This window comes from Acetomicrobium thermoterrenum DSM 13490 (genome assembly GCF_900107215.1).
Classification (GTDB): domain Bacteria; phylum Synergistota; class Synergistia; order Synergistales; family Acetomicrobiaceae; genus Acetomicrobium; species Acetomicrobium thermoterrenum.
In genome coordinates, this window is sequence record NZ_FNPD01000002.1 from 1 (window position 1) to 18603 (window position 18603).

An 18603-nucleotide genomic window follows, 5' to 3' on the forward strand; every position below is an offset into this window, starting at 1 on the left:
TAGCATGGAGCCGCAAGGGCTTAAAGGCCATGTCTTCTTTGAGGGCTTACATCTGTAGCGGTGGCAAGGTGACGTCAGAACAGATAAAGAAAAAAGACCAAAAAGGTGAGAATGCGGACAAAAGACACAAATTCACCTTGAACCTGGAGGAGATCTTAGGTCCCGTTATAAGTGAGCTTGGATGCATAACGGTACTGAAAACGGGAAAGGTAACGCCCTTATACACGACCTTAAGGGGCATATGTCATGGCGGGTTTGATTTTTACCTAACCTAAAAGACGTTGCCCTTTAGGACACATGGGGAGTGGTTCCTAAAAATCCTACAAAAACTTGACGCGGTCGAGGCAACTCGGAGGATTGACATGTATTTCATTAGAGTATATAATTTTGACAATTTTAAAATCTATAAAGGTTTCATATTTCGTGTGAATAAAATGTCAATAAACAAAAGTTTTCATGTAGATTATATTAGTAATTTGATAACCAGATATTGTATAATTGGTGTGTAAGGGTAGTGCAAGAAATTTTAAGAAAGAAGGGTGAGTGCAACCATGATGACCAAAAAAAGCACGGACACCCATTCTTGTTTTGGCACTACTTATCACACTGCCTTTAGCTGCACAAGGACAGACTACCGTCACGCAGATCGTGACATACGAAGTGCAGGCGATAAACGAGATCAGCCTTAACACCCCAGTGACACTGGTGATAAACGCAGCTACAGCCGGAGCGCTTCCCGACGACGCTACGGATGATACTACGACGTATGCCATCACCACGAACGAGACCGGCAAGAAGATCACGGCCAGGATCGACTCCCCCATGCCGGCGGGTTTACTTCTGAAGGTGCTTCTAGATTCGCCATCTACCACGGGCACTTCGGAGGGCGAAGTCAGGCTAACCACAACCCCGCAAGACGTTATTACAGGGATAGGTCCGGCAACGGCAAGTAAGATTAGGATATTCTATACGCTTTCTGCCACAGCCGCAGTTGCTCCGAGTTCGGGCCAAAGAAGCGTTACCTTTACCCTTATGGATGAATAGCAGCCGACGGCCCTTTCAACACATCTAATTCATGCTGATACGAAATTAAAGTTAAGGGGGTGGGAAAGCAAGGAAGAAATGTAACTCATTCTATATAGGGGGGCAAAGTTACAAGGTAAAATTATTATGATTTCAAGGATGAAAGGAGTGCTAAATACAAGTGACTTAAACACTTTTAAGAAAATAACCACCGAGATGGCTAAATGTGCTTCAAGCGAGAGGGAAAGAAAGATGATCGCAGATTTTAGGAGATATATAACCAACAACTGGGGCTCCATTACCATTCGAAACGAAGAGGATTGCGGAAGCTTAAGTCCTAAAGGGTCATATTAGCCACGTACTTTCTTCTAGGTTAAGTTCCAGGCCTATAGCATGGAGCCGCAAGGGCTTAAAGGCCATGTCTTCTTTGAGGGCCTATATCTGTAGCGGAGGAAGGATAAGGTCAGAACACATAAAGGATACAAACCAAGAAAGCGAAAGAGCAGACAAAAAGGGATATAACTTCACACTAAACCTGAAAGGTATATTTAGTTCGGCTGCAAGTGAGCTTGGAAGCATAACGGTACTCGGCACCGGAAAGGTGACGCCCTTATACACGACCTTAAAGGGCATATGTCATGGCGGGTTTGATTTTTAACTGACCTAAAAGACGTTGCCCTTTAGGACACATGGGGAGTGGTTCAGGGAAATCCTACAAAAACTTGACGCGGTCAAATACCTAGGGGGTTGACATGTATTTCATTAGAGTATATTATATGGATCATTTCAAAAATTATAAAGGTTTCATATTTCATGTGAATAGAAAGTCAATAAACAAAATTTTTCATCTCTTAGTTTGTAGCCATAGTATACAAGAAAAGGCTGCTTTACTTGCATTTTATTTAAGGTGAGCTCGACGTCGCTACTGACAGTCCCATGAGAATGGCTGCGGATGGGCGAAGAGCTCGACCGGAAAACACAAATAACAAAATTTAAGGGGGGACTTAAAAGGGGAAAACATGGTGTGCCGTACAGGGCAAGAAGTTAAGATCTAAAGATTTGATGAAAAAGCATTTTAAGAAAGGAAGGGGTTAATTAGATGAATATGAAGAAGGCAGTGACAATAATATTGACCATAGCTTTAGCTTTAGGGGTTTACGGCGTCGCGCATGCAGCTGATACAGATACAGCTACACAATCTGTGCACTTTGAAGTGGCGGCGATTAATGAAATTTCAGTGAGCGACGACCCACAAACTCTCATTATAAGTGAAGCCACGCCCGGAAGCGACCCCACCCCCGTTACGGACAGTTCTACGACGTATGCCATCACCACTAACGGAACCAACAAGAAGATCACCGCCGCGATCGGCCCCGCCATGCCGACGGGGCTGACGCTTAAGGTGGAGCTAGAAGCGCCGACCGGGGCTACACCACAACCCGATGTAGTGCTCGATACCAGTGCTTCCGACGTGGTAACAGGGATAAGTCAAGTGGCAGCAAGCAATCTCACAATAACCTACACGCTTGAAGCCACGGCCGAAGCTGAAGTTGGTTCCGGTTCGACAACCGTGACATTTACGCTTACGGATGCGTAATAGCGACGGCATGTTTCTCAGGATAGGAAAGCGGACTTTTGCCCCGCTTTCCTATCCTGCATGAAGTGGAATGGCTTGCATAGGACACCAATGGTTCGAGCACGATGAGGAGTGTAAATGTTGTTTATCTATGGCAGGGGCGCTTTTGTCTGCTCACGAAAAGGCAGAAATATTCTTTTGGGTAAGCATATAAAAGCGTGGTCACTCATTTTGATGATAATGATGCTAACGCTGGGGTCATGCTGCATTGCACAAGCAAATAATGTCGCCACTCAAACCGTTACATTCTTCATAGCCGACATAAACGAACTCAGCAATTTGGCTCCGGTAATTCTCACCATAAATACAGCTACAGCCGGTGCCATGCCCGACCCCGCTACGGACAGTTCTACGACATATTCGATAACAGCAAAAGGGAAGAAAAAAAAGATCACTGCCAGGATCGACACCGCCATGCCGCCGGAGCTGACGCTTATGGTGAACTTAGAAGCGCCGACCTTGGGTACATCATTAGGAGATGTAATCCTATCCACGACAGCTCAAGACGTGGTAATAGATATAAGGAATGCTAAAAACGAAAGTCTGGGCATAACTTACACGCTTTCTCCTGTTGGTAGTACACCGCCGGCGCCAACTGCTGGCGCAAGAACTGTCACTTTTACGCTCATGGATCAGTAGCATGACCATTAATATCTCTTCAATGGGCGTTTTGCCCCTACCCTTCTACACGAATCGGGGTGGTCTGTCATAAAGAAAGCAGCTTTTTTTGCTTTTGTTACTGTGGCATTTCTAATTTTATCCGGGCCTTCCGCTTGCGCCGTTGACATTTACGCCGCCGGCGGCTGCAATTTCATCATCGATTCTTCCTGTCTTGTCGGCGGCGCGGGAAGCGATTTGATGAAATACTTTGAAAGCAAGCTCGACGCCACGGTGATCAATATAACCGGCACCGGCGGAAGCGGCGACGCATGGCAGGTGCGGGTGCGAAAAAGCGGTGTTTCGCAGATGCAAGGGGTGACGCTTTACGTGAAGCGCACGGGGGACGGAAGCGGAAGCGGCACCGTAAGCGGGGGGAGTTCTTATGTAGCTGTCGAGACGTCTGATACGGATTTCTTTGAAGGAAGCGGGGACAGGACGGACATTACCGTCCAGTACAAGGTCTCGGGCATCTCCATAAACGTACCCCCGGGCAACTACAGCGCTACTATAATTTTTACGGTGGTGGATCGATGAAAAAGATACTGCTGTTATTTTTATGTCTGTGTATTTATTTTTTATCTTCCGGTAGGGCTTGCGCCATCTCCCTTCCCGGGGGCCTAACCATAGAAAACGAAGTGACAATAGGTGGAATGGCTTCCGGGAATATCGTCATCATAAACAACGACGCGGAGCCTGTGACCGTCAATATTTATCAGACTGACTACATGTTTTACGCGGACGGAAGAAGCGACTTCGGAAAGCCCGGGAGCACGCCGCGTTCCAACGCTTCCTGGATCACGTATTCGCCTAACCAGATAACCGTGCCGCCGAAGGGCAGCGCCAGTGTGGCCTATCAGATAACCGTGCCGAACGACCAAAGCCTTCGCGGCACCTACTGGAGCGTTATCGTGGTCGAGCCTATCCCTAAGGCAGCGCTTGAACCGCCGAGCGCCAAAAAAGACAAGGTAGCTATCGGCGTGCAGGCCGTATTCAGACACGCTGTCCAGATGATCACGCACATAGGCGACACCGGAGAAAGGGCCCTTAGGTTTGCTTCAAAAAGACTTGAAAGCAGGGACGGCAAGGTCTTTTTGGTCCTGGACGTGGAAAATACAGGGGAAAGGTGGCTTGTCCCTGCCCTTTACGTTGATCTGGCAGACCAGAGCGGGCGTTCGCTGGGGCGGTTTGAAGGGGGAAAACTAAGGATATTTCCAGGCTGTTCCGTCAGATATTTCGTCGACCTTGGAGCGCTGAAACCCGGTGGATATAACGCTCTGGTCATAGCCGACTGCGGCGAAGAAAAGCTCTTCGGCGCAAGATACACGCTGGAAGTTAAGTAACTTCAAAAGCTGCACTATAAAACCATGAAAATCTGTAATCAAAGGTTTACCTTTCTCGTAACAGGAGAAAGCCAATGTGAAAGTTAACAATTTGTCTTTCAGACCGTCCGTTCGCGTCCGGCACATACTGTCTAGGTGCCTTTTACGGCTGCACAAGCGCCGCTGTTTAGCTGTGTTTATCTTCGCCCTTTCCTGCGTTTTAGGAACGAACGCTTACGGTCAAGGGAAAGGCTACGGCGTGCAGGTACGCCTTATGTCTCCGCCTTTAGTGCAGGTAAAGCCCGGCGAGATAGTAAGCGCCACCTTCGTCGTGGAAAACATGACGGGCAGGGAAGAGACCTTTGAAGAGTCCCTGGTCCTGCCCGAAGGGTGGCATGCGATAACGCCTTCGGACGTTTTCACCCTGCAGACAGGACAGGAAGCGGTAAGGATGTTGGCCTTTCAGGTTCCAAATACGGCCGAAGCGAAGGATTACGAGATCATTTACTCTGTGCGGTCCAAAAGGGACTACGCCATAAGGGACGAAGTTGCGCTGGGCGTATCCGTCCTTTCCGTGGGTGAAATGAAGCTTTTCCTTGAAAGCGCACCCGACACGGTTACAGCCGGGCAGACATACGAAATAAGGACCAGGATTACAAACAACGGAAACAGCGCACTTGACGTCCTTATATCCGCAAGAAGCTCAAGCGATTACCCCTTGACCTTGTCCGCTATGGAGATGACCCTAAAGCCCGGCGAAAGCGCTCCCATCTCCCTTTCGGTTCACACCCCTTCAAAGATCCCAAAGAGCTTAAACCACATAGTCACGTTGGAAGCTTCAAGCAAGAAAGACCCTTCAGTGAAGACTTCCCTTTTCGTCAGGACGGAAGTGCTGTCGCAGATGGCAAGGGTAGACCTGTACCAGCGCATCCCGACCACGCTTACCCTGCGCTCCTTGGGGCAAAAGGACGAAGACAAGTCCGAAGGCTTTGACGTCGAGCTTGAAGGCAAGGGATATCTCAAGGAAGGAAGCAGCCAGGTGGAATTTCTCTTTCGCGGCCCCGACACGCAGGACAAAAGCCTTTACGGGGAAAGGGACGAATATTACCTAAATTACTCTGATCCAAAGTTCGACTTTAGGGTGGGAGACCAAAGCTACGGGCTCTCTTACCTGACGTCTTATTCGCGATACGGCAGGGGCATTGAAGCGAAATACCACCCGGAAGATAAAAACTTCAACTTAGGCAGCTACAGCCTAAAAAGCCGATTCGGCGCTCCGGAGTGGGACGAACAGGGCATATACGTAGAAAGCAGGCCTTCATCCAACGCCGCGTGGAAGATAAACTATCTAAAAAGAAAGCAGGACAGCTACTACGTTACCCCAAGCCTTAAAGACGACATTTATAGCGTAGAAGGAAGCTTCAAGCCCGCCAGGGATATGGACCTTGAAGTTGAATACGCGGAAGGAAAGCGCAGAGGCAGGACAAAAGACTTAAAGGGCAGTGCCTACGACGTCAATATGTCGGGCAACTTGGAGAAATTTCGCTATTCCTTCAGCAAGACCCATGCAGAGCCGGACTTTTACGGCTACTACAACGACAGCGACTACACGTCAAGCTCGCTGAGCTTTCTTCTCTCGAAGCGTCTAAACGGATTCGTCTCATACAGCAGCTACGAGACAAACCTTGACATGGATCCCGACAGGGGAGATACGTCGACCGAAGAGACGCTCTTTCAGGCGGGAATCAATCACAACCTCTCTAATGGCTGGTATGCTCAGCTTGCCTACGACGACTTCAGCAGGAAGGACAGGCTGCAGCCTTCAAACTACGACATAAGCGAGAAGGCCTACCGTTTCAGCATCGGAAGAAGCGCTGAGAAATTCAACTACCGGGTCGAAGCCCGCTATGCAGATCAGCACGACGGGATAAAGGGCGTCAGCGCTTCTCCTTGGAACTACAGCTTTTATGCGTCCTACATGCCGTCAGCTGAACTTTTTCTGACGCTTTACGGCGGCTTCGGGGATAATTCTGCCATAGAAGGCAGCAGGCTCCTTTCGGACCAGAATAATCTGGGCCTTTCCTTTCGCTGGCAGGCGACGGAACGGCTGACTTTAAGCGGTTGGTATACGAAGTATAACTTCAACTCCAAAAGGCCTGAAAGCGACCAGTACAACTTCGAGCTGAAATATTTCATGCCCGACGAAAGCTACTGGAGCTTCAAAATCCGCCGCTACGATTGGGAATACGGCGAGTACGTCGAGACGAACTACGTCCTTTCCTACTCCATCCCCATCGGCATACCCGTGGGAAAGAAGAAGTCCCTGGGGGTCATATCCGGAAAAGTTTGGGAACTTCAAGACGACGCCAAGGAGCCCCTTTCAAGGGCGATCGCGACCTTAAACGGCAGCAAGACGGCTACCGACGCCGGGGGGAGGTTCACTTTCTCTGCGCCGCCCGGCACATACCTTTTAAACATGGACCTAAGCTCCATGGGTTTTGGAAAGACGACAGAAGAAAAGCTTCCTATGAAAGTCACCGTCGAAGCGGGAAAGACTGTAAACGTCGAGCTGACCATTGTAAAGGCAGCCACCTTGAGCGGACAGGTGGTCCTGGGCAAAAGCGAACCCGCTCGTGCTCCTGAAACTACCAAACCTGTAATACTCGGAGAACCCGGCTCGGCCGAAACGCCCCAGGTATTTAAGGGAGTGCTGGTCGAGTTGTCCCGCGACGACGAGACTATACGCACGTTGACGGACGACGAAGGAAAGTTTTCGTTCGTGAACATTCGCCCGGGCACATGGAAGTTTAAAGCCTACGATTACAACCTGCCGGCCTACCACTACATCCAAAACCCCGAAATGGAGATAACGCTTTCTCCGGGCGAGAAGAAGGACATCACGGTAAGGGTCCTACCCAAACAAAGGCAGATCGAGATACTGGAAGAAGGGGTTATAAGCAGCAAAAAGATTAATTAGATGCTATACTATATCTTGCAGGTGTAAATTTATAATCCCAAAAGGATGCGCAGCCTGTCTTCCGCTTCCGCAAGCGTTCCTTCTTCCACCCTTCCAAGGCATCTAACAAGCCGTTCTTTTGCAACCGAACGGATGTCTTCGCATTTTATGAAGCTTTGCTCGTTCAGACCGCCTTCCGGCGGGAAAACTCCGACGTGAAGGGGAATGCCCTTATCCTTTGTGGTAATAGGAATTACAATCACAAGCCCGGCAGGTCCGTGATTAAAGCCGTCGACCGAAACGACAAGGGCCGGACGTCTGCCTGCCTGATCGTGATCACAAACGGGATTTAAGTCCACCAGCCATATCTCTCCGCGAGACGGTTCTGCCATTTTTAATTGTCCTTCAGCCCGTCAAGGAGTGTAACATCCCAGGCGACTCTTTCTTCCTGCTCTTCCTTCCACGCCTGTGAGTCTGCCTTCAAAGTAGCAAAGGCGGCGTTAGCTTTATCGAGCAGGAGCTTGCGGCGGTACAGCTCGACCGCTTCGCGCAAAATTTCCTGCATCTTGCGCCCCGTTTGGGCCGAAAGGCTTTGCAGCATCTTGTGAGTTAAAGAGTCGATGCGCACGGTGCTGCTTGCCATTTTTCATCATCTCCCTTGAAAGTCTTATATTAAGTATACTTATTAGTAACAAATTTGTAAACACAAATGTGTCATAAATATGAAGTAAGCTCTACGAGCTTTTAAAGCACATCCCTAATCGGTCTAACTAACAAGCTTACCCTGCGTAAATACTGTAACGCCGATGCTTTATACAGGCTATAATAGATAAAAAGGGGGCATCCAAAGATGACGGACCGAAGAACTGTCGCTTTTTTGGCTTTAGGAATATGTTTAGCCTGTGGGCTCATAATCTCCAGTTACCTTTTAGGCAGCGCCATAAAGGAAATAAAGATGGCGGAGCGTTACGTCACGGTAAAGGGGTTGTCCGAGCGAATCGTGGAGGCAGACCTCGCAATATGGAACATCTCCTTCAGAAACTCGGCAAACACCCTTGAGGAGCTTCAACGGGACATAGACGACAACAAATCGAAACTCTACAACTTCTTACTCGAGGCCGGCTTTTCCGAGTCGGAAATTTCAAGCATGCCGCCTCAAATCACCGATACGCAGTCCCTTCCCTACTACGACGCAGGCAAAGACAGGGAGTATCGTTATATAGCTCTAACCAGGATCACGCTCAGGTCAAATGACATCGCCGGCGTGAAAAAGGCCATGGAAAAGTCCGGAGAGCTGGTATCGGCAGGCATCGCTCTCGGCGAGAACAGCTCTACGCGTTTTTCCTTCACGAAATTAAACGACATTAAACCGGAGATGATCGCCGAAGCGACCAAAAACGCCAGAGAGGCTGCCGAGCAGTTCGCCAGAGATTCGGGAAGTCAGGTTGGCGCCATAAGGCGAGCAACTCAGGGATATTTCACCATAGAAGACAGAGATGCGGGCTCACCCGACTTCAAGATAGTAAGAGTCGTAACGACCATAGATTTCTTTCTGTCTTCCCATTGATATTAATCGTCAAATTTGGTATAAAGACATGTCATTTAATCTAAGCCGTCTAAATTGCAATCGCGACTTTCGTTAGTCATAGCGATCCGACGGATTCACGGGCGTTGCCGGGAGGATGAAGTATGGAAGAGTTGGTAATGGGGCTTGAACTGGATTACGACCAATGGACAGAAACCCTGACGGAAAATTTTGGCCTCCAAAGGTACAGGGCAGACCAGATATGTCAGTGGATATATCAAAAGAAGATCTTCGATTTTCAGGAGATGACGAATCTAAGCAAAGAATTAAGGGGAAAGCTGGCAGATGCGGTTATGGTGGCACCTCCTATCTTAACCCGCGAGGAAACCTCCAAGGACGGAACTAAAAAGTACCTCTGGCAGTTTCACGACGGCGAAAGGGTGGAGTCGGTCCTGCTCACTCAGGAGGGTCGGCTTACTTCTTGTCTTTCCACACAGGTGGGTTGTCCTCTGGCATGTACCTTTTGCGCATCGGGACAGGGCGGTTTCGTGCGCGACCTATCGGCAGGGGAAATTGTGGGGCAGTTTCTTGCGATGGAAAAGCTTGCAGGCCGAGACATAGATAACGTCGTATACATGGGTATGGGCGAACCCTTTTTAAATCAGGAGTCGGTATTTAAGAGCATCAAAATATTAAACGAACCTAAAATGAGGGGCCTCGGTATCAGGCGGATTACCATATCGACGGCAGGCATCGTACCGGGGATACTTGCCCTGGCCGAAGCGCAGATGCCGGTAAAACTTTCCGTCTCGCTTCACGCGCCAAACGACAGGCTGAGGAGCAAGCTAATGCCGATTAACAAAAAGTATCCTCTGACATCTCTGCTGGAAGCGCTTCGCAGATACCAATCGGCTACTAACGACCGCGTTACCTTCGAATATCTGATGCTGGAGGGCGTAAACGACCTGCCCGAACACGCCTACGAGCTCGCAGCCCTCTTGAAGGGGTTGTTCTTTTATATCAACCTGATACCCTACAACCAGGTAGAAGGTTCGACGTACAAACGCTCCTCTGCCGGGCGCATCAAGGCCTTTAGCAACATCCTTTCTCAACTGAACATAGAGCACGAAATAAGGCGAGAGAGAGGCTCAGACATAAACGCAGCCTGCGGACAGCTGAAGCGGATTATGGCATAGCAAATTAAAGGATGCCGGGGAGACCCTGCTTGCCCTGGTATTCTTTTTTTAAAGCCTTAGGTAGTTACTTTAATTCCACGATGATTTCTTGCAATTTCTCCATCGCCTCAGAGGGCAGCTTATCGAAACCGCCCTTTTTGGTTTCTTTTTCCCTTACGAACTTAATCCTATCCTCCATCCGCTCAACGAAGTGTTTTCTATAGGATTTCTCGTCAAAGTCAGGTGAAAAACCATCTATGGCTATGATCTGAAGATCCTTAAAAGGCTTCCACGAGACGAATTTGGCCTCATCTTCGGCGATGTCCTCTATAATTTTTAAAGTAAGGTCAGGACCTATCTTTTTCCCCATAAAATCTCCAGTGTTCAGGATGAAACAATCTATACCGTCAGACAAAAGCTCCTTGAAACCCAGATAATCTATGCTCAACGGATATACCCTGAAGGGATTGGCGTAGGGCTCAAAGACCAATGCATATGGGTCGATCTCAGGTGAAAGCCTCTCTGCCGTGGTCCTCTTGGTAGCGAGGGTAGCCCCCAGGGTCGAACCCAAAGCGGGATCGGTCACCTTTATTACAGGAGGCAGGGTCGGATCCCTCATGAGCCAGAAGATCGCCTTGATGGGGTCATCCATTCTGTCTACCCTATTAGGCGACCATAGCCTGGACCTGATTGCCCTTCCATTGCCATTTCTCACGTCCTCCATGACGGCGTAAAGCTTTCCGTCACTTCCCCTTGCCGCGCCATTATTTTGAAGAGTCAGGATATATTTGCTGGCCTCGCTGTTCATTGTGTAATCTTGCGTCTTATCGAAGTAAGTAGGCTCTAAAGCTATTGAGTATTTTTTGTCGCAACGGATGATGAAGGCATCGTCGTGGAGGATTGTCACTTCGTACTTCCCGCCGTGTTTTGCATGGGTAATGGTAGATTTTCCCGAACCCGACAGACCGAAGACCGCCATGACGAAATCTTCGCCATTGGGCAGGCGAAGCCGTTTTAAGCCGCCATGGCAGGAAATAAAGCCGTTTCTAGTTGCTATGCCCCAAGCCAAAGTCAAGGTACCCTTCTTAAATTCGCCGAAATACCGCATGCCCAAAATGGCAGCACAATTATGTGACGGATCAAATAAAGATAAGCCCAGCGGGTGATCGGGATGTCGCCAATCGGGATCCGAGAAGATGAAAATATCGCCTTCGGGATAAGCTTTGGAATCGCCATACATATTGCTGTACTCACCGTTTAAATGCTGAAAATTAAGCAGCCAGTTATACAAAATGTTTTCATGACCCTCCGGGATCAGAAGATGAGCCTTGACCATGAAGTCAGGATCCAAGCCTACAACGGCTTCGACGTGATATAACTTTCGATAACGGGTACCGTATATTGCCTCGCGAAGCTTGAAAGCGTATTCATCTACGTCGACATCGGGCTCCCCTATAATCTTTCTGGCAGCGGCACAACGACCGACCACCGCCCCGTCGTTAAAAAGAAGCACATTGGCCCCCTGAGGCAAACCGAAACTTTCAGTCTCGCACATCGGCATACCCGTAAGCTCCACCGTTCCCGGACTATTCTTCGCAAGCAGGTAGGCATCTCTCACAGAAGCAACGGGCATCACATTATTGCCGTAAAATGCAGTTTCGACGGTCGCCCTGATCCTTGATCGCAACCCCTCCAACCCGTCCTGATAATGCCCTACAGTAGCCATCTATATCTCTCCTCTCTCTTTAAATGGCTATGTAAATAATTAAGACACAGCTTATAGAATCAAGGGAGCGTTTATCTTGCACGACGATACTCTGGCACGTTTTATTTAATTATAAACATTCCCTACTGTCCTACCCCAAAAATCATCAACGCTCCCAGAACGGCAAAGATGATGCCGACTATCCTTCCCAAGACCGCTTCATTTGTCTTGTTGGCAAAGCCTGCTGTTAACCTTCCCCCTACCACCGTGCCGATCGCGCTGGGTATGGCAATGTCCATGGGGAGATTTCCCGTGAAAGCATGTCCCAAAGCTCCGTAAGCTGCAACCTATGGCATCGAAGGTAGAAGAACCCAACATCACGAGTCCCGGAACTATTACCATTACGCCGCTAGCGCCAATTAGCCCGGTGATCGAACCTGCTATAAAGCTTATGACAGTTATCAGAATATAAAACATATTACCTCATTTCTGACCCACGTACTCGATATATGTTATATGTCATATATTACCACTTCTCCACTTTGAGCTTTACTGCAATTTGTCACATATAAACAGGTAGTAATCGGGGATACCGCCGAAGTACTCCCTTTTATAGGCCAAGTAAAGTTTTACCCTATACTTTCCGGGCATCAGAATCTTGAAATCGTCATTCATCACGCCTGCTACGTGATAAAAGGGGCCCGACCTGGTCATGCCGGTAACGGTCAAAATGAAACCCTATTCGCGCTCGTCGGTTTCGTGGGCTTTAAGTTCTTGATCCAGTATTCCTTGAGGCCGCGGGCTTCCTTACCGAGGGAGAGTATAAGAGATCGCTTTCCTTATGGGTCAAGATGACAGGTGAACTGTTTCTGTTGCGTAGGGTTTTGCAGAAGTCAACTCCCAGAACTGCTGTAAATTCAGACCCGGTTACATATTCACCACCACGGCCTCGGGTTGAGCCATGTTTACTGGTTGTTTCGCCGAGGCCGTTTCCTTATGTCATGTCGTCTTTGGCATTGTCCAAAATACCCACAGCCTCGGGATAGCGCTCTTTCAGAAAGTCCATGAGCTCTTCGGCAGCTTTCGGGGCCTTTTTTCTTAGTCGGTGCGTCGTACATGTATTTTTAGCATGGTATGGACCTGCTGCCGGTCGGTTTTGTACAGATTTCAATCCACGCCGCCTAGCGAACGTGCAAAAACCCATTACCCATGTCCACCACTTGCCGCCAGGTGCACTTGAGAGGCACTAGGATGCATGATGTTTGAGTAAAAGGTATAATAAAGTCGCACTTAGCTGTTTTAAAATTGAAGCTGAACCGTCTACGAGCGTCAAACCCCTTAAATAACGCTTAATAGTAGCGTACAGGCTGTCATAGACAGTATTTACAATAAATACCATTTAGGGGAGGGTTTAGCATGACACAGGAAAAGGTCACCCTGGAACAGCTCAAGGCGGCTCACAAAGCCTTTGCGGAGCACGAGCCCCGGGATCTGTTTTACAAGGCGGCCACCGAATTGGTGAGGCTCGTTTTCGAGGGGAAAACAAAGCTGACACTGGCGGAAGCCCTCGCCGTGCTTCTCCAGACATGGAACAGGGCCTTTTATCGTTACACCCCCTTTGACAGCCGGCATTTTGACGAAATAGAAGGACTTTTGAATCGCCATCGGCAGGTGATTGAAGGCTTCAGGTTGCGCACTATAGAAAGCTTTTCAACTGAAGACAAAGACCCTGTAAGCAAAGTTTTTTCAGAATTTGAAGAACTTCTGGGGCCCGTGGGTGCCGCAAAAAGCCTGCACCTTTTGGCGCCGGAATTTTTCCCCCTCTGGGACCGTGCAATCGCTAAGGCCTGTCGTTGCCCGCTGAAAAAGAAGGGGCAAAACGCCCCTTCGTATTGCAGGTTCATGGAAATGATGCAGGAACAAGTCCGTAATCTTGGAACCGGCTCGGGCATCGATCAAAACCCGCTCAAGATCCTTGATGAGTACTACTACTGCAAATTTACGAAAAAATGGGTTTGAGGTATCGCAAGGAGTTCGGTATGAAAAAGGTTTTCATCGGTGGTTCCACGCGTTTTTTGGAATTTGAGCAAGGACGTTTGCGAGCGGTTGGTCTGAACCGCCCCGGTTTTTCCGGAGGCTCGTTTATTTGAGTCCGGCAACCATGGCGTGGGGTCTTTGGTTCCTGTAATATGTTTCCTCAAGCTCCGCTGGCGGTATATACCCGATCCTTCCAAGAAACCTCCGGTTGTTGAACCAGTCCACCCGTTCCAGGGTCGCGAATTCCACATCTTCAAGGCCTCACCAAGGGCCCCTTCTTTTGATGACCTCCGTCTTGTACAGACCGATGACCGTTTCAGCCAAGGCATTGTCGAAAGGATAGCCGACGCTGCCGACGGAAGGCTTGATCCCCGCATCGCTCAGCCTGTCGGTGTAACGGATCGAAAGGTATTGCGATCCCCTGTCGCTGTGATGGATCAGACCTTTTGCGTCTTCCCGGGCGTACAGCGCCTGTTCCAGGGCATTTAGGGGCAGATCTGTCTTCAGCGACGTCGAGGCGCACCAGCCGACGATGTTCCGGGAAAAGACGTCTGTGACAAAAGCGACATAGACGAAACCGCTTTTGGTTCTCACGTAGGTGAGGTCAGCTACCCACAGCCGGTTGGGGGCCTCAGCCGTGAAGTCCCGGTGGCTTTTTTGTCTTACCACCAACTGCCGCCTTTTTTAGACGACCTTTTTACAACAGTTTAGGGGCTTGATCTTTGCAGAAAGGAATGAAACTTAAAAATATTGACTTTTATACCCATCTATGCCATAAATGTAAGGTAAAATTCCATGTGTGAAGGTGATGAGATGAATAAAATTAAGCTAATTTACGAGGGCAAGGCAAAGAAAGTATACGAGACCGACGATCCGACCCTTGCGATATTCGAGTACAAGGATTCCTTAACGGCCTTCAACGCGCAAAAGAAAGACAGAATGCAGGGCAAAGGAAGGCTGACCAACCTCATAAGCGCCACATTTTTAAAGCTCCTTCAGGACAAAGACATTCCCACTCACTTCGTAAAACTCCTCGACGACAACCATCAGCTCGTTAAAAGGCTCAAGATAATCCCCCTGGAAGTGGTCGTAAGAAACACAAGCACGGGCTCTTTGTGCAAGAGGCTCGGCGTCAAGGAAGGCTTAGACCTGGTGCCACCACTTGTGGAGTTTTACCTCAAAAACGACGAGCTTGGCGATCCCCTGGTAACGGAAGACCACATCAGGGCCTTCGGCTTCGCCTCAAAGCCTCAAGTGGAAAAAATGAAGGAACTTAGCCTAAAGGTCAACGAAATCTTACATAAATATTTGTCTAAGAAAGGCATCAAATTGGTCGATTTCAAGCTTGAATTTGGCATGGACGATGAAGGAAATATTTTCGTGGCCGACGAGATATCTCCCGATACCTGCCGTTTCTGGGACATAACCTCAAAAGAAAGGCTTGACAAAGACAGGTTCAGGAAGGACCTGGGAAACGTCCTTGAAGCCTACGAGGAGATATGGCGCAGGATCGCGGACTGGGACAAAAGTTGCTCAGCCGAATACCGGGCTAACATCCTCGTTTACCTCAAAGAAGGCGTACTGGACACCCAGGGTAAGGCCGTCTGTTCTTCGCTGCATTCCTTGGGTTATGATGAAGTGAAAAACGTAAGGGTTGGGAAATATATAAAAATTACCCTGACCTCTCCATCTCAAGAAGACGCTGCATCCAGGATAAAGGCAATGTGCGAAGACCTGCTTGTAAACGACCTCATCGAGGAGTATTCCTTCGAACTGGAGGAAATATAGATGAAGGTATCAATTGTAATTTTTCCAGGAAGCAACTGCGACAGAGACGTCAAATGGGCTTTTGAACTTTGCTGCAACGCCGATGCGGAGATGATATGGCACGCGGAAAAAAGTCTGCCTTCCGATACTGATATCGTAGTCCTCCCGGGAGGCTTTTCCTATGGCGACTATTTGAGATGCGGGGCCATGGCGGCAAAATCTCCCATAATGAAATCCGTAGCCGAATTCGCCCAAAGGGGAGGCCTGGTCATAGGGATTTGCAACGGTTTTCATATACTCACCGAGGCAAAGCTCCTGCCCGGCGCCCTTTTGCCGAACGCATCGACAAAATTCATATGCAGGTCTTGTCAAATAAAAGTTGAGCGAAACGACACCCCCTTCACCCAACTTTACGAAAAGAACGAAATAGTGAATTTCCCCATCGCTCATCACGACGGGCTTTTCTACCTTGACGACGACTCTTTGACGAAACTTGAAGAAAGCGGCTGTGTAGTCTTTCGCTACGCAGACAACCCTAACGGCTCTCTGAAAGCCATAGCGGGAATAACGAACAAAGAGGGTAACGTACTGGGGCTCATGCCCCATCCTGAAAGGGTTGTTCACCCCCTGCTGGGAGGAGAAGGAGGCGTCAGGTTCTTCAAGGGATTGAGCAAATGGGTAAAGGAGATGCGATGATGGCTAAAAATCTTTACGGTCTAAAGGAAGGGGAATACCTTAAGATAAAAGAGGGGCTTGGAAGGGAACCCAACGAGACAGAGCTGTTGCTCTTTTCCGTGATGTGGTCAGAACACTGCAGTTACAAATCCTCCAGAAAGCTGCTTTCCCTGTTTCCCACGACGGGAAAATACGTTTATCGGGGACCGGGAGAAAACGCCGGGATCGTCGATATCGGTTCGGGCTTAGGCATCGCTTTCAAAATTGAAAGCCATAATCACCCTTCAGCCGTGGAGCCCGTCCAGGGTGCGGCCACGGGAGTCGGAGGGATAATCAGAGACATACTGGCCGTAGGCGCCCGCCCCATAGCCTCTATGGATTGCCTTTTCTTCGGCCCTCCCGAGGAAAGGAGGACAAAATTTTTGAGAGAAGGCGTAATCCGGGGCGTCGGAAGCTACGGAAATGCCGTTGGCGTTCCAACCGTCGGCGGCATGACTTACTACGATCCCGCCTACAGTGGAAATCCCCTGGTAAATGCCATGTGCGCTGGCTTGGTTGAGCTTGACAAGGTAGTAAGCGCAACGGCGGCAAAGCCGGGGAACATCTTAGTTCTCGTGGGCTCAAAGACGGGACGTGACGGTATTGCAGGAGCAGCTTTCGCCTCGGCGGAGCTTGATGCATCCGTAAAGGAAAGCAAGCCGCAGGTCCAAATGGGAGATCCCTTTGCCGAAAAACTCCTCATAGAATGCTGTCTCGAAATTTTGGACAAAGGGCTTATAGTGAGCATGCAGGATATGGGCGCCGCAGGCATAACGTCGTCTTCCGTAGAATTGGCCGCAAAGGCAAAAGCCGGAGCTGAAATCTACCTAGATAATGTCCCCCTAAGAGAAGAGGACATGAAACCCTTCGAGATAGCCCTTTCCGAATCTCAGGAGAGGATGCTACTTGCCATCGATGAAACAAATTTTGGAGAAGTTAGGGCCATAGCCGATAAATGGGGACTGGAGTGCGCCATTATAGGAAAGATCATCGACGAAGACCGATACGTATTGACACATAAAGGCGAGATCGTAGCAGACCTTTCCGCCTCCTTTCTTGCCTCGAGCCCAGAGACGGACTGGCCGGTCCATAAACCCGATGAACTTGGGGTAAGCTACCCCAAAGTTCAAGGTGCTGCGCTTGATCGAAGCGACCCTTCGAAGGTAGTCGATTTTCTGGCCTCTCTACCTCAATTTGAGGACAAATCATGGATTTACGAGCAATACGATCACATGGTCCAGACAAGGACCACTTTAGGTCCCGGAAATCCAGTGGCAATCCTTTATATAAAAGAGGCGGACAAACTAATAGCCCTTGCGGCAGCAAGCGACCCTTGGACATGTGCTGCAGATCCCTTTGCGGGAGGTGTGGAAACTGTAGCGATGGCCATACGAAAGCTGGCGGTAGCCGGCGCATACCCCCTCGGGATGACCGATTGCCTCAACTTCCCATCCCCGGAAGTCCCCGAAAATTTCTGGATCATATCGGAGGTCGTAAAGGGCATGGCCTTGGCGTGTGAAAAGCTCAATTGTCCCATAGTATCGGGAAACGTAAGCCTCTACAACGAATCTCACGAAGGCGCTATACTTCCCACGCCCGTCGTTTGTGCCGTCGGAGCTTTCGATGGCATGCATTTCCTCAAGGCCAAAGGGCCGGAATTATCGGACAGGTTGTTTTTGGTCGGAAAAGAGGCAAGCCTGCAGGCAAGCGCCTATAGGCGCTACGTGGAAGGAAGGATCTCTGGCCCCGTAGACCCCGTCAATTTCGACGATGAACGCACTTTCATCGAAAGGGCAATAAAGACCGCCGCCTTAAAGCTTGCCACCTGTGGAAGATGCGTCAGCCTGGGCGGATTGGCTTTAGCGGCAATAAAGATGGCCTCGGGGTCAAGGTTTGGCCTTGAGATCAAGGGGGGAGACGTCCAATTTTTGTTCGGCGAAGGAGGTCCCCGCGCCCTTTATTCCGTCCCTGAAGCCAAAACAAGCGAGTTTTTGAAGGTGTGGGACGGCTTTCCCGTAAAAGAGATCGGAAGGGTCAGGGAAGACAAAAACGTAAGGTTTGCCTGATCGGCAACGGAGGAAAATCG

At 49.3% G+C, this 18603-nt stretch carries 18 protein-coding genes and 3 pseudogenes; 14 read left to right on the forward strand and 7 right to left on the reverse strand.

The features are described 5' to 3' along the window. The 8 genes and pseudogenes from BLU12_RS01605 to BLU12_RS01640 all read left to right on the forward strand — a co-directional run. A pseudogene (locus BLU12_RS01605) lies at nucleotides 1-275 on the forward strand (UPF0236 family protein); the annotation flags it as partial. Nucleotides 276-588: 313 nt separating this feature from the next. Further along, the gene (locus tag BLU12_RS01610; protein ID WP_091460090.1) at nucleotides 589-1044 is read left to right on the forward strand and encodes a hypothetical protein; all 456 of its coding nucleotides are present in this window, start codon (nucleotides 589-591) and stop codon (nucleotides 1042-1044) included. 150 nt (nucleotides 1045-1194) lie between these two features. Next, nucleotides 1195-1681 (forward strand): annotated as a pseudogene (locus BLU12_RS01615) (UPF0236 family transposase-like protein); the annotation flags it as partial. Nucleotides 1682-2122: 441 nt separating this feature from the next. Next, on the forward strand, nucleotides 2123-2620 hold the full coding sequence (locus BLU12_RS01620) for a hypothetical protein (protein WP_091460092.1): 498 nt from the start codon (nucleotides 2123-2125) through the stop codon (nucleotides 2618-2620). 117 nt (nucleotides 2621-2737) lie between these two features. Next, nucleotides 2738-3298 carry a hypothetical protein gene (locus BLU12_RS01625; protein WP_091460093.1) on the forward strand — a complete coding sequence of 187 codons (561 nt, stop codon included), beginning with the start codon at nucleotides 2738-2740 and terminating at the stop codon, nucleotides 3296-3298. Between the two features lie 219 nt (nucleotides 3299-3517). After that, on the forward strand, nucleotides 3518-3853 hold the full coding sequence (locus BLU12_RS01630; RefSeq protein ID WP_091460095.1) for a hypothetical protein: 336 nt from the start codon (nucleotides 3518-3520) through the stop codon (nucleotides 3851-3853). Further along, nucleotides 3850-4659: a hypothetical protein gene (locus tag BLU12_RS01635; protein ID WP_091460096.1), complete on the forward strand. Its 810-nt coding sequence runs from the start codon at nucleotides 3850-3852 to the stop codon at nucleotides 4657-4659. The genes BLU12_RS01630 and BLU12_RS01635 overlap by 4 nt, the downstream gene beginning before the upstream one ends. Before the next feature lie 76 nt (nucleotides 4660-4735). Further along, nucleotides 4736-7615, forward strand: a complete 2880-nt coding sequence (locus BLU12_RS01640) for a hypothetical protein (protein WP_143270371.1) — start codon at nucleotides 4736-4738, stop codon at nucleotides 7613-7615. Nucleotides 7616-7644: 29 nt separating this feature from the next. Here the strand turns inward: BLU12_RS01640 and BLU12_RS01645 are convergent, their stop codons facing one another. Continuing rightward, entirely contained in the window at nucleotides 7645-7986 is a 342-nt protein-coding gene (locus BLU12_RS01645) for a type II toxin-antitoxin system PemK/MazF family toxin (protein WP_091460099.1), read from the reverse strand. Nucleotides 7987-7988: 2 nt separating this feature from the next. Beyond that, nucleotides 7989-8237: a ribbon-helix-helix domain-containing protein gene (locus BLU12_RS01650; protein ID WP_200778689.1), complete on the reverse strand. Its 249-nt coding sequence runs from the start codon at nucleotides 8235-8237 to the stop codon at nucleotides 7989-7991. 207 nt (nucleotides 8238-8444) lie between these two features. Here BLU12_RS01650 and BLU12_RS01655 point away from each other — a divergent pair, with 207 nt between their 5' ends. Both BLU12_RS01655 and rlmN read left to right on the forward strand, forming a co-directional pair. Next, entirely contained in the window at nucleotides 8445-9161 is a 717-nt protein-coding gene (locus BLU12_RS01655) for an SIMPL domain-containing protein (protein WP_091460101.1), read from the forward strand. 122 nt (nucleotides 9162-9283) lie between these two features. Continuing rightward, complete coding sequence (gene rlmN, locus BLU12_RS01660; RefSeq protein ID WP_091460103.1) at nucleotides 9284-10315, forward strand: 23S rRNA (adenine(2503)-C(2))-methyltransferase RlmN; 1032 nt, start codon at nucleotides 9284-9286, stop codon at nucleotides 10313-10315. Between the two features lie 64 nt (nucleotides 10316-10379). Here the strand turns inward: rlmN and BLU12_RS01665 are convergent, their stop codons facing one another. From BLU12_RS01665 to BLU12_RS09925, 4 genes are all read right to left on the reverse strand, one after another. Next, on the reverse strand, nucleotides 10380-12020 hold the full coding sequence (locus BLU12_RS01665; RefSeq protein WP_091460105.1) for a phosphoenolpyruvate carboxykinase (ATP): 1641 nt from the start codon (nucleotides 12018-12020) through the stop codon (nucleotides 10380-10382). 122 nt (nucleotides 12021-12142) lie between these two features. Further along, nucleotides 12143-12328, reverse strand: coding sequence for a hypothetical protein (locus BLU12_RS10040; protein WP_234945366.1), 186 nt, complete (start codon nucleotides 12326-12328; stop codon nucleotides 12143-12145). A 220-nt stretch (nucleotides 12329-12548) separates the two neighbouring features. Then, nucleotides 12549-12728 carry a hypothetical protein gene (locus BLU12_RS01675; protein ID WP_234945367.1) on the reverse strand — a complete coding sequence of 60 codons (180 nt, stop codon included), beginning with the start codon at nucleotides 12726-12728 and terminating at the stop codon, nucleotides 12549-12551. Between the two features lie 265 nt (nucleotides 12729-12993). Beyond that, the gene (locus BLU12_RS09925) at nucleotides 12994-13170 is read right to left on the reverse strand and encodes a hypothetical protein (RefSeq protein ID WP_159428494.1); all 177 of its coding nucleotides are present in this window, start codon (nucleotides 13168-13170) and stop codon (nucleotides 12994-12996) included. A gap of 245 nt (nucleotides 13171-13415) precedes the next feature. Here BLU12_RS09925 and BLU12_RS01685 point away from each other — a divergent pair, with 245 nt between their 5' ends. Next, nucleotides 13416-14018 carry a hypothetical protein gene (locus BLU12_RS01685; RefSeq protein WP_091460109.1) on the forward strand — a complete coding sequence of 201 codons (603 nt, stop codon included), beginning with the start codon at nucleotides 13416-13418 and terminating at the stop codon, nucleotides 14016-14018. 123 nt (nucleotides 14019-14141) lie between these two features. Here the strand turns inward: BLU12_RS01685 and BLU12_RS01690 are convergent. Then, a pseudogene (locus tag BLU12_RS01690) lies at nucleotides 14142-14687 on the reverse strand (IS3 family transposase); the annotation flags it as partial. A 162-nt stretch (nucleotides 14688-14849) separates the two neighbouring features. Here BLU12_RS01690 and purC point away from each other — a divergent pair. From purC to purL, 3 genes are read left to right on the forward strand one after another with little or no spacing between them, the layout of a single operon-like run. After that, entirely contained in the window at nucleotides 14850-15824 is a 975-nt protein-coding gene (gene purC, locus BLU12_RS01695) for a phosphoribosylaminoimidazolesuccinocarboxamide synthase (protein WP_091460112.1), read from the forward strand. Beyond that, the gene (purQ, locus tag BLU12_RS01700) at nucleotides 15825-16499 is read left to right on the forward strand and encodes a phosphoribosylformylglycinamidine synthase subunit PurQ (RefSeq protein WP_091460113.1); all 675 of its coding nucleotides are present in this window, start codon (nucleotides 15825-15827) and stop codon (nucleotides 16497-16499) included. Next, a complete protein-coding gene (gene purL, locus BLU12_RS01705) occupies nucleotides 16499-18583 on the forward strand; it encodes a phosphoribosylformylglycinamidine synthase subunit PurL (RefSeq protein ID WP_234945368.1) in 2085 nt (694 codons plus the stop codon). Before purQ ends, purL begins: the two co-directional genes overlap by 1 nt. The last annotated feature ends 20 nt before the right edge of the window (nucleotides 18584-18603 follow it).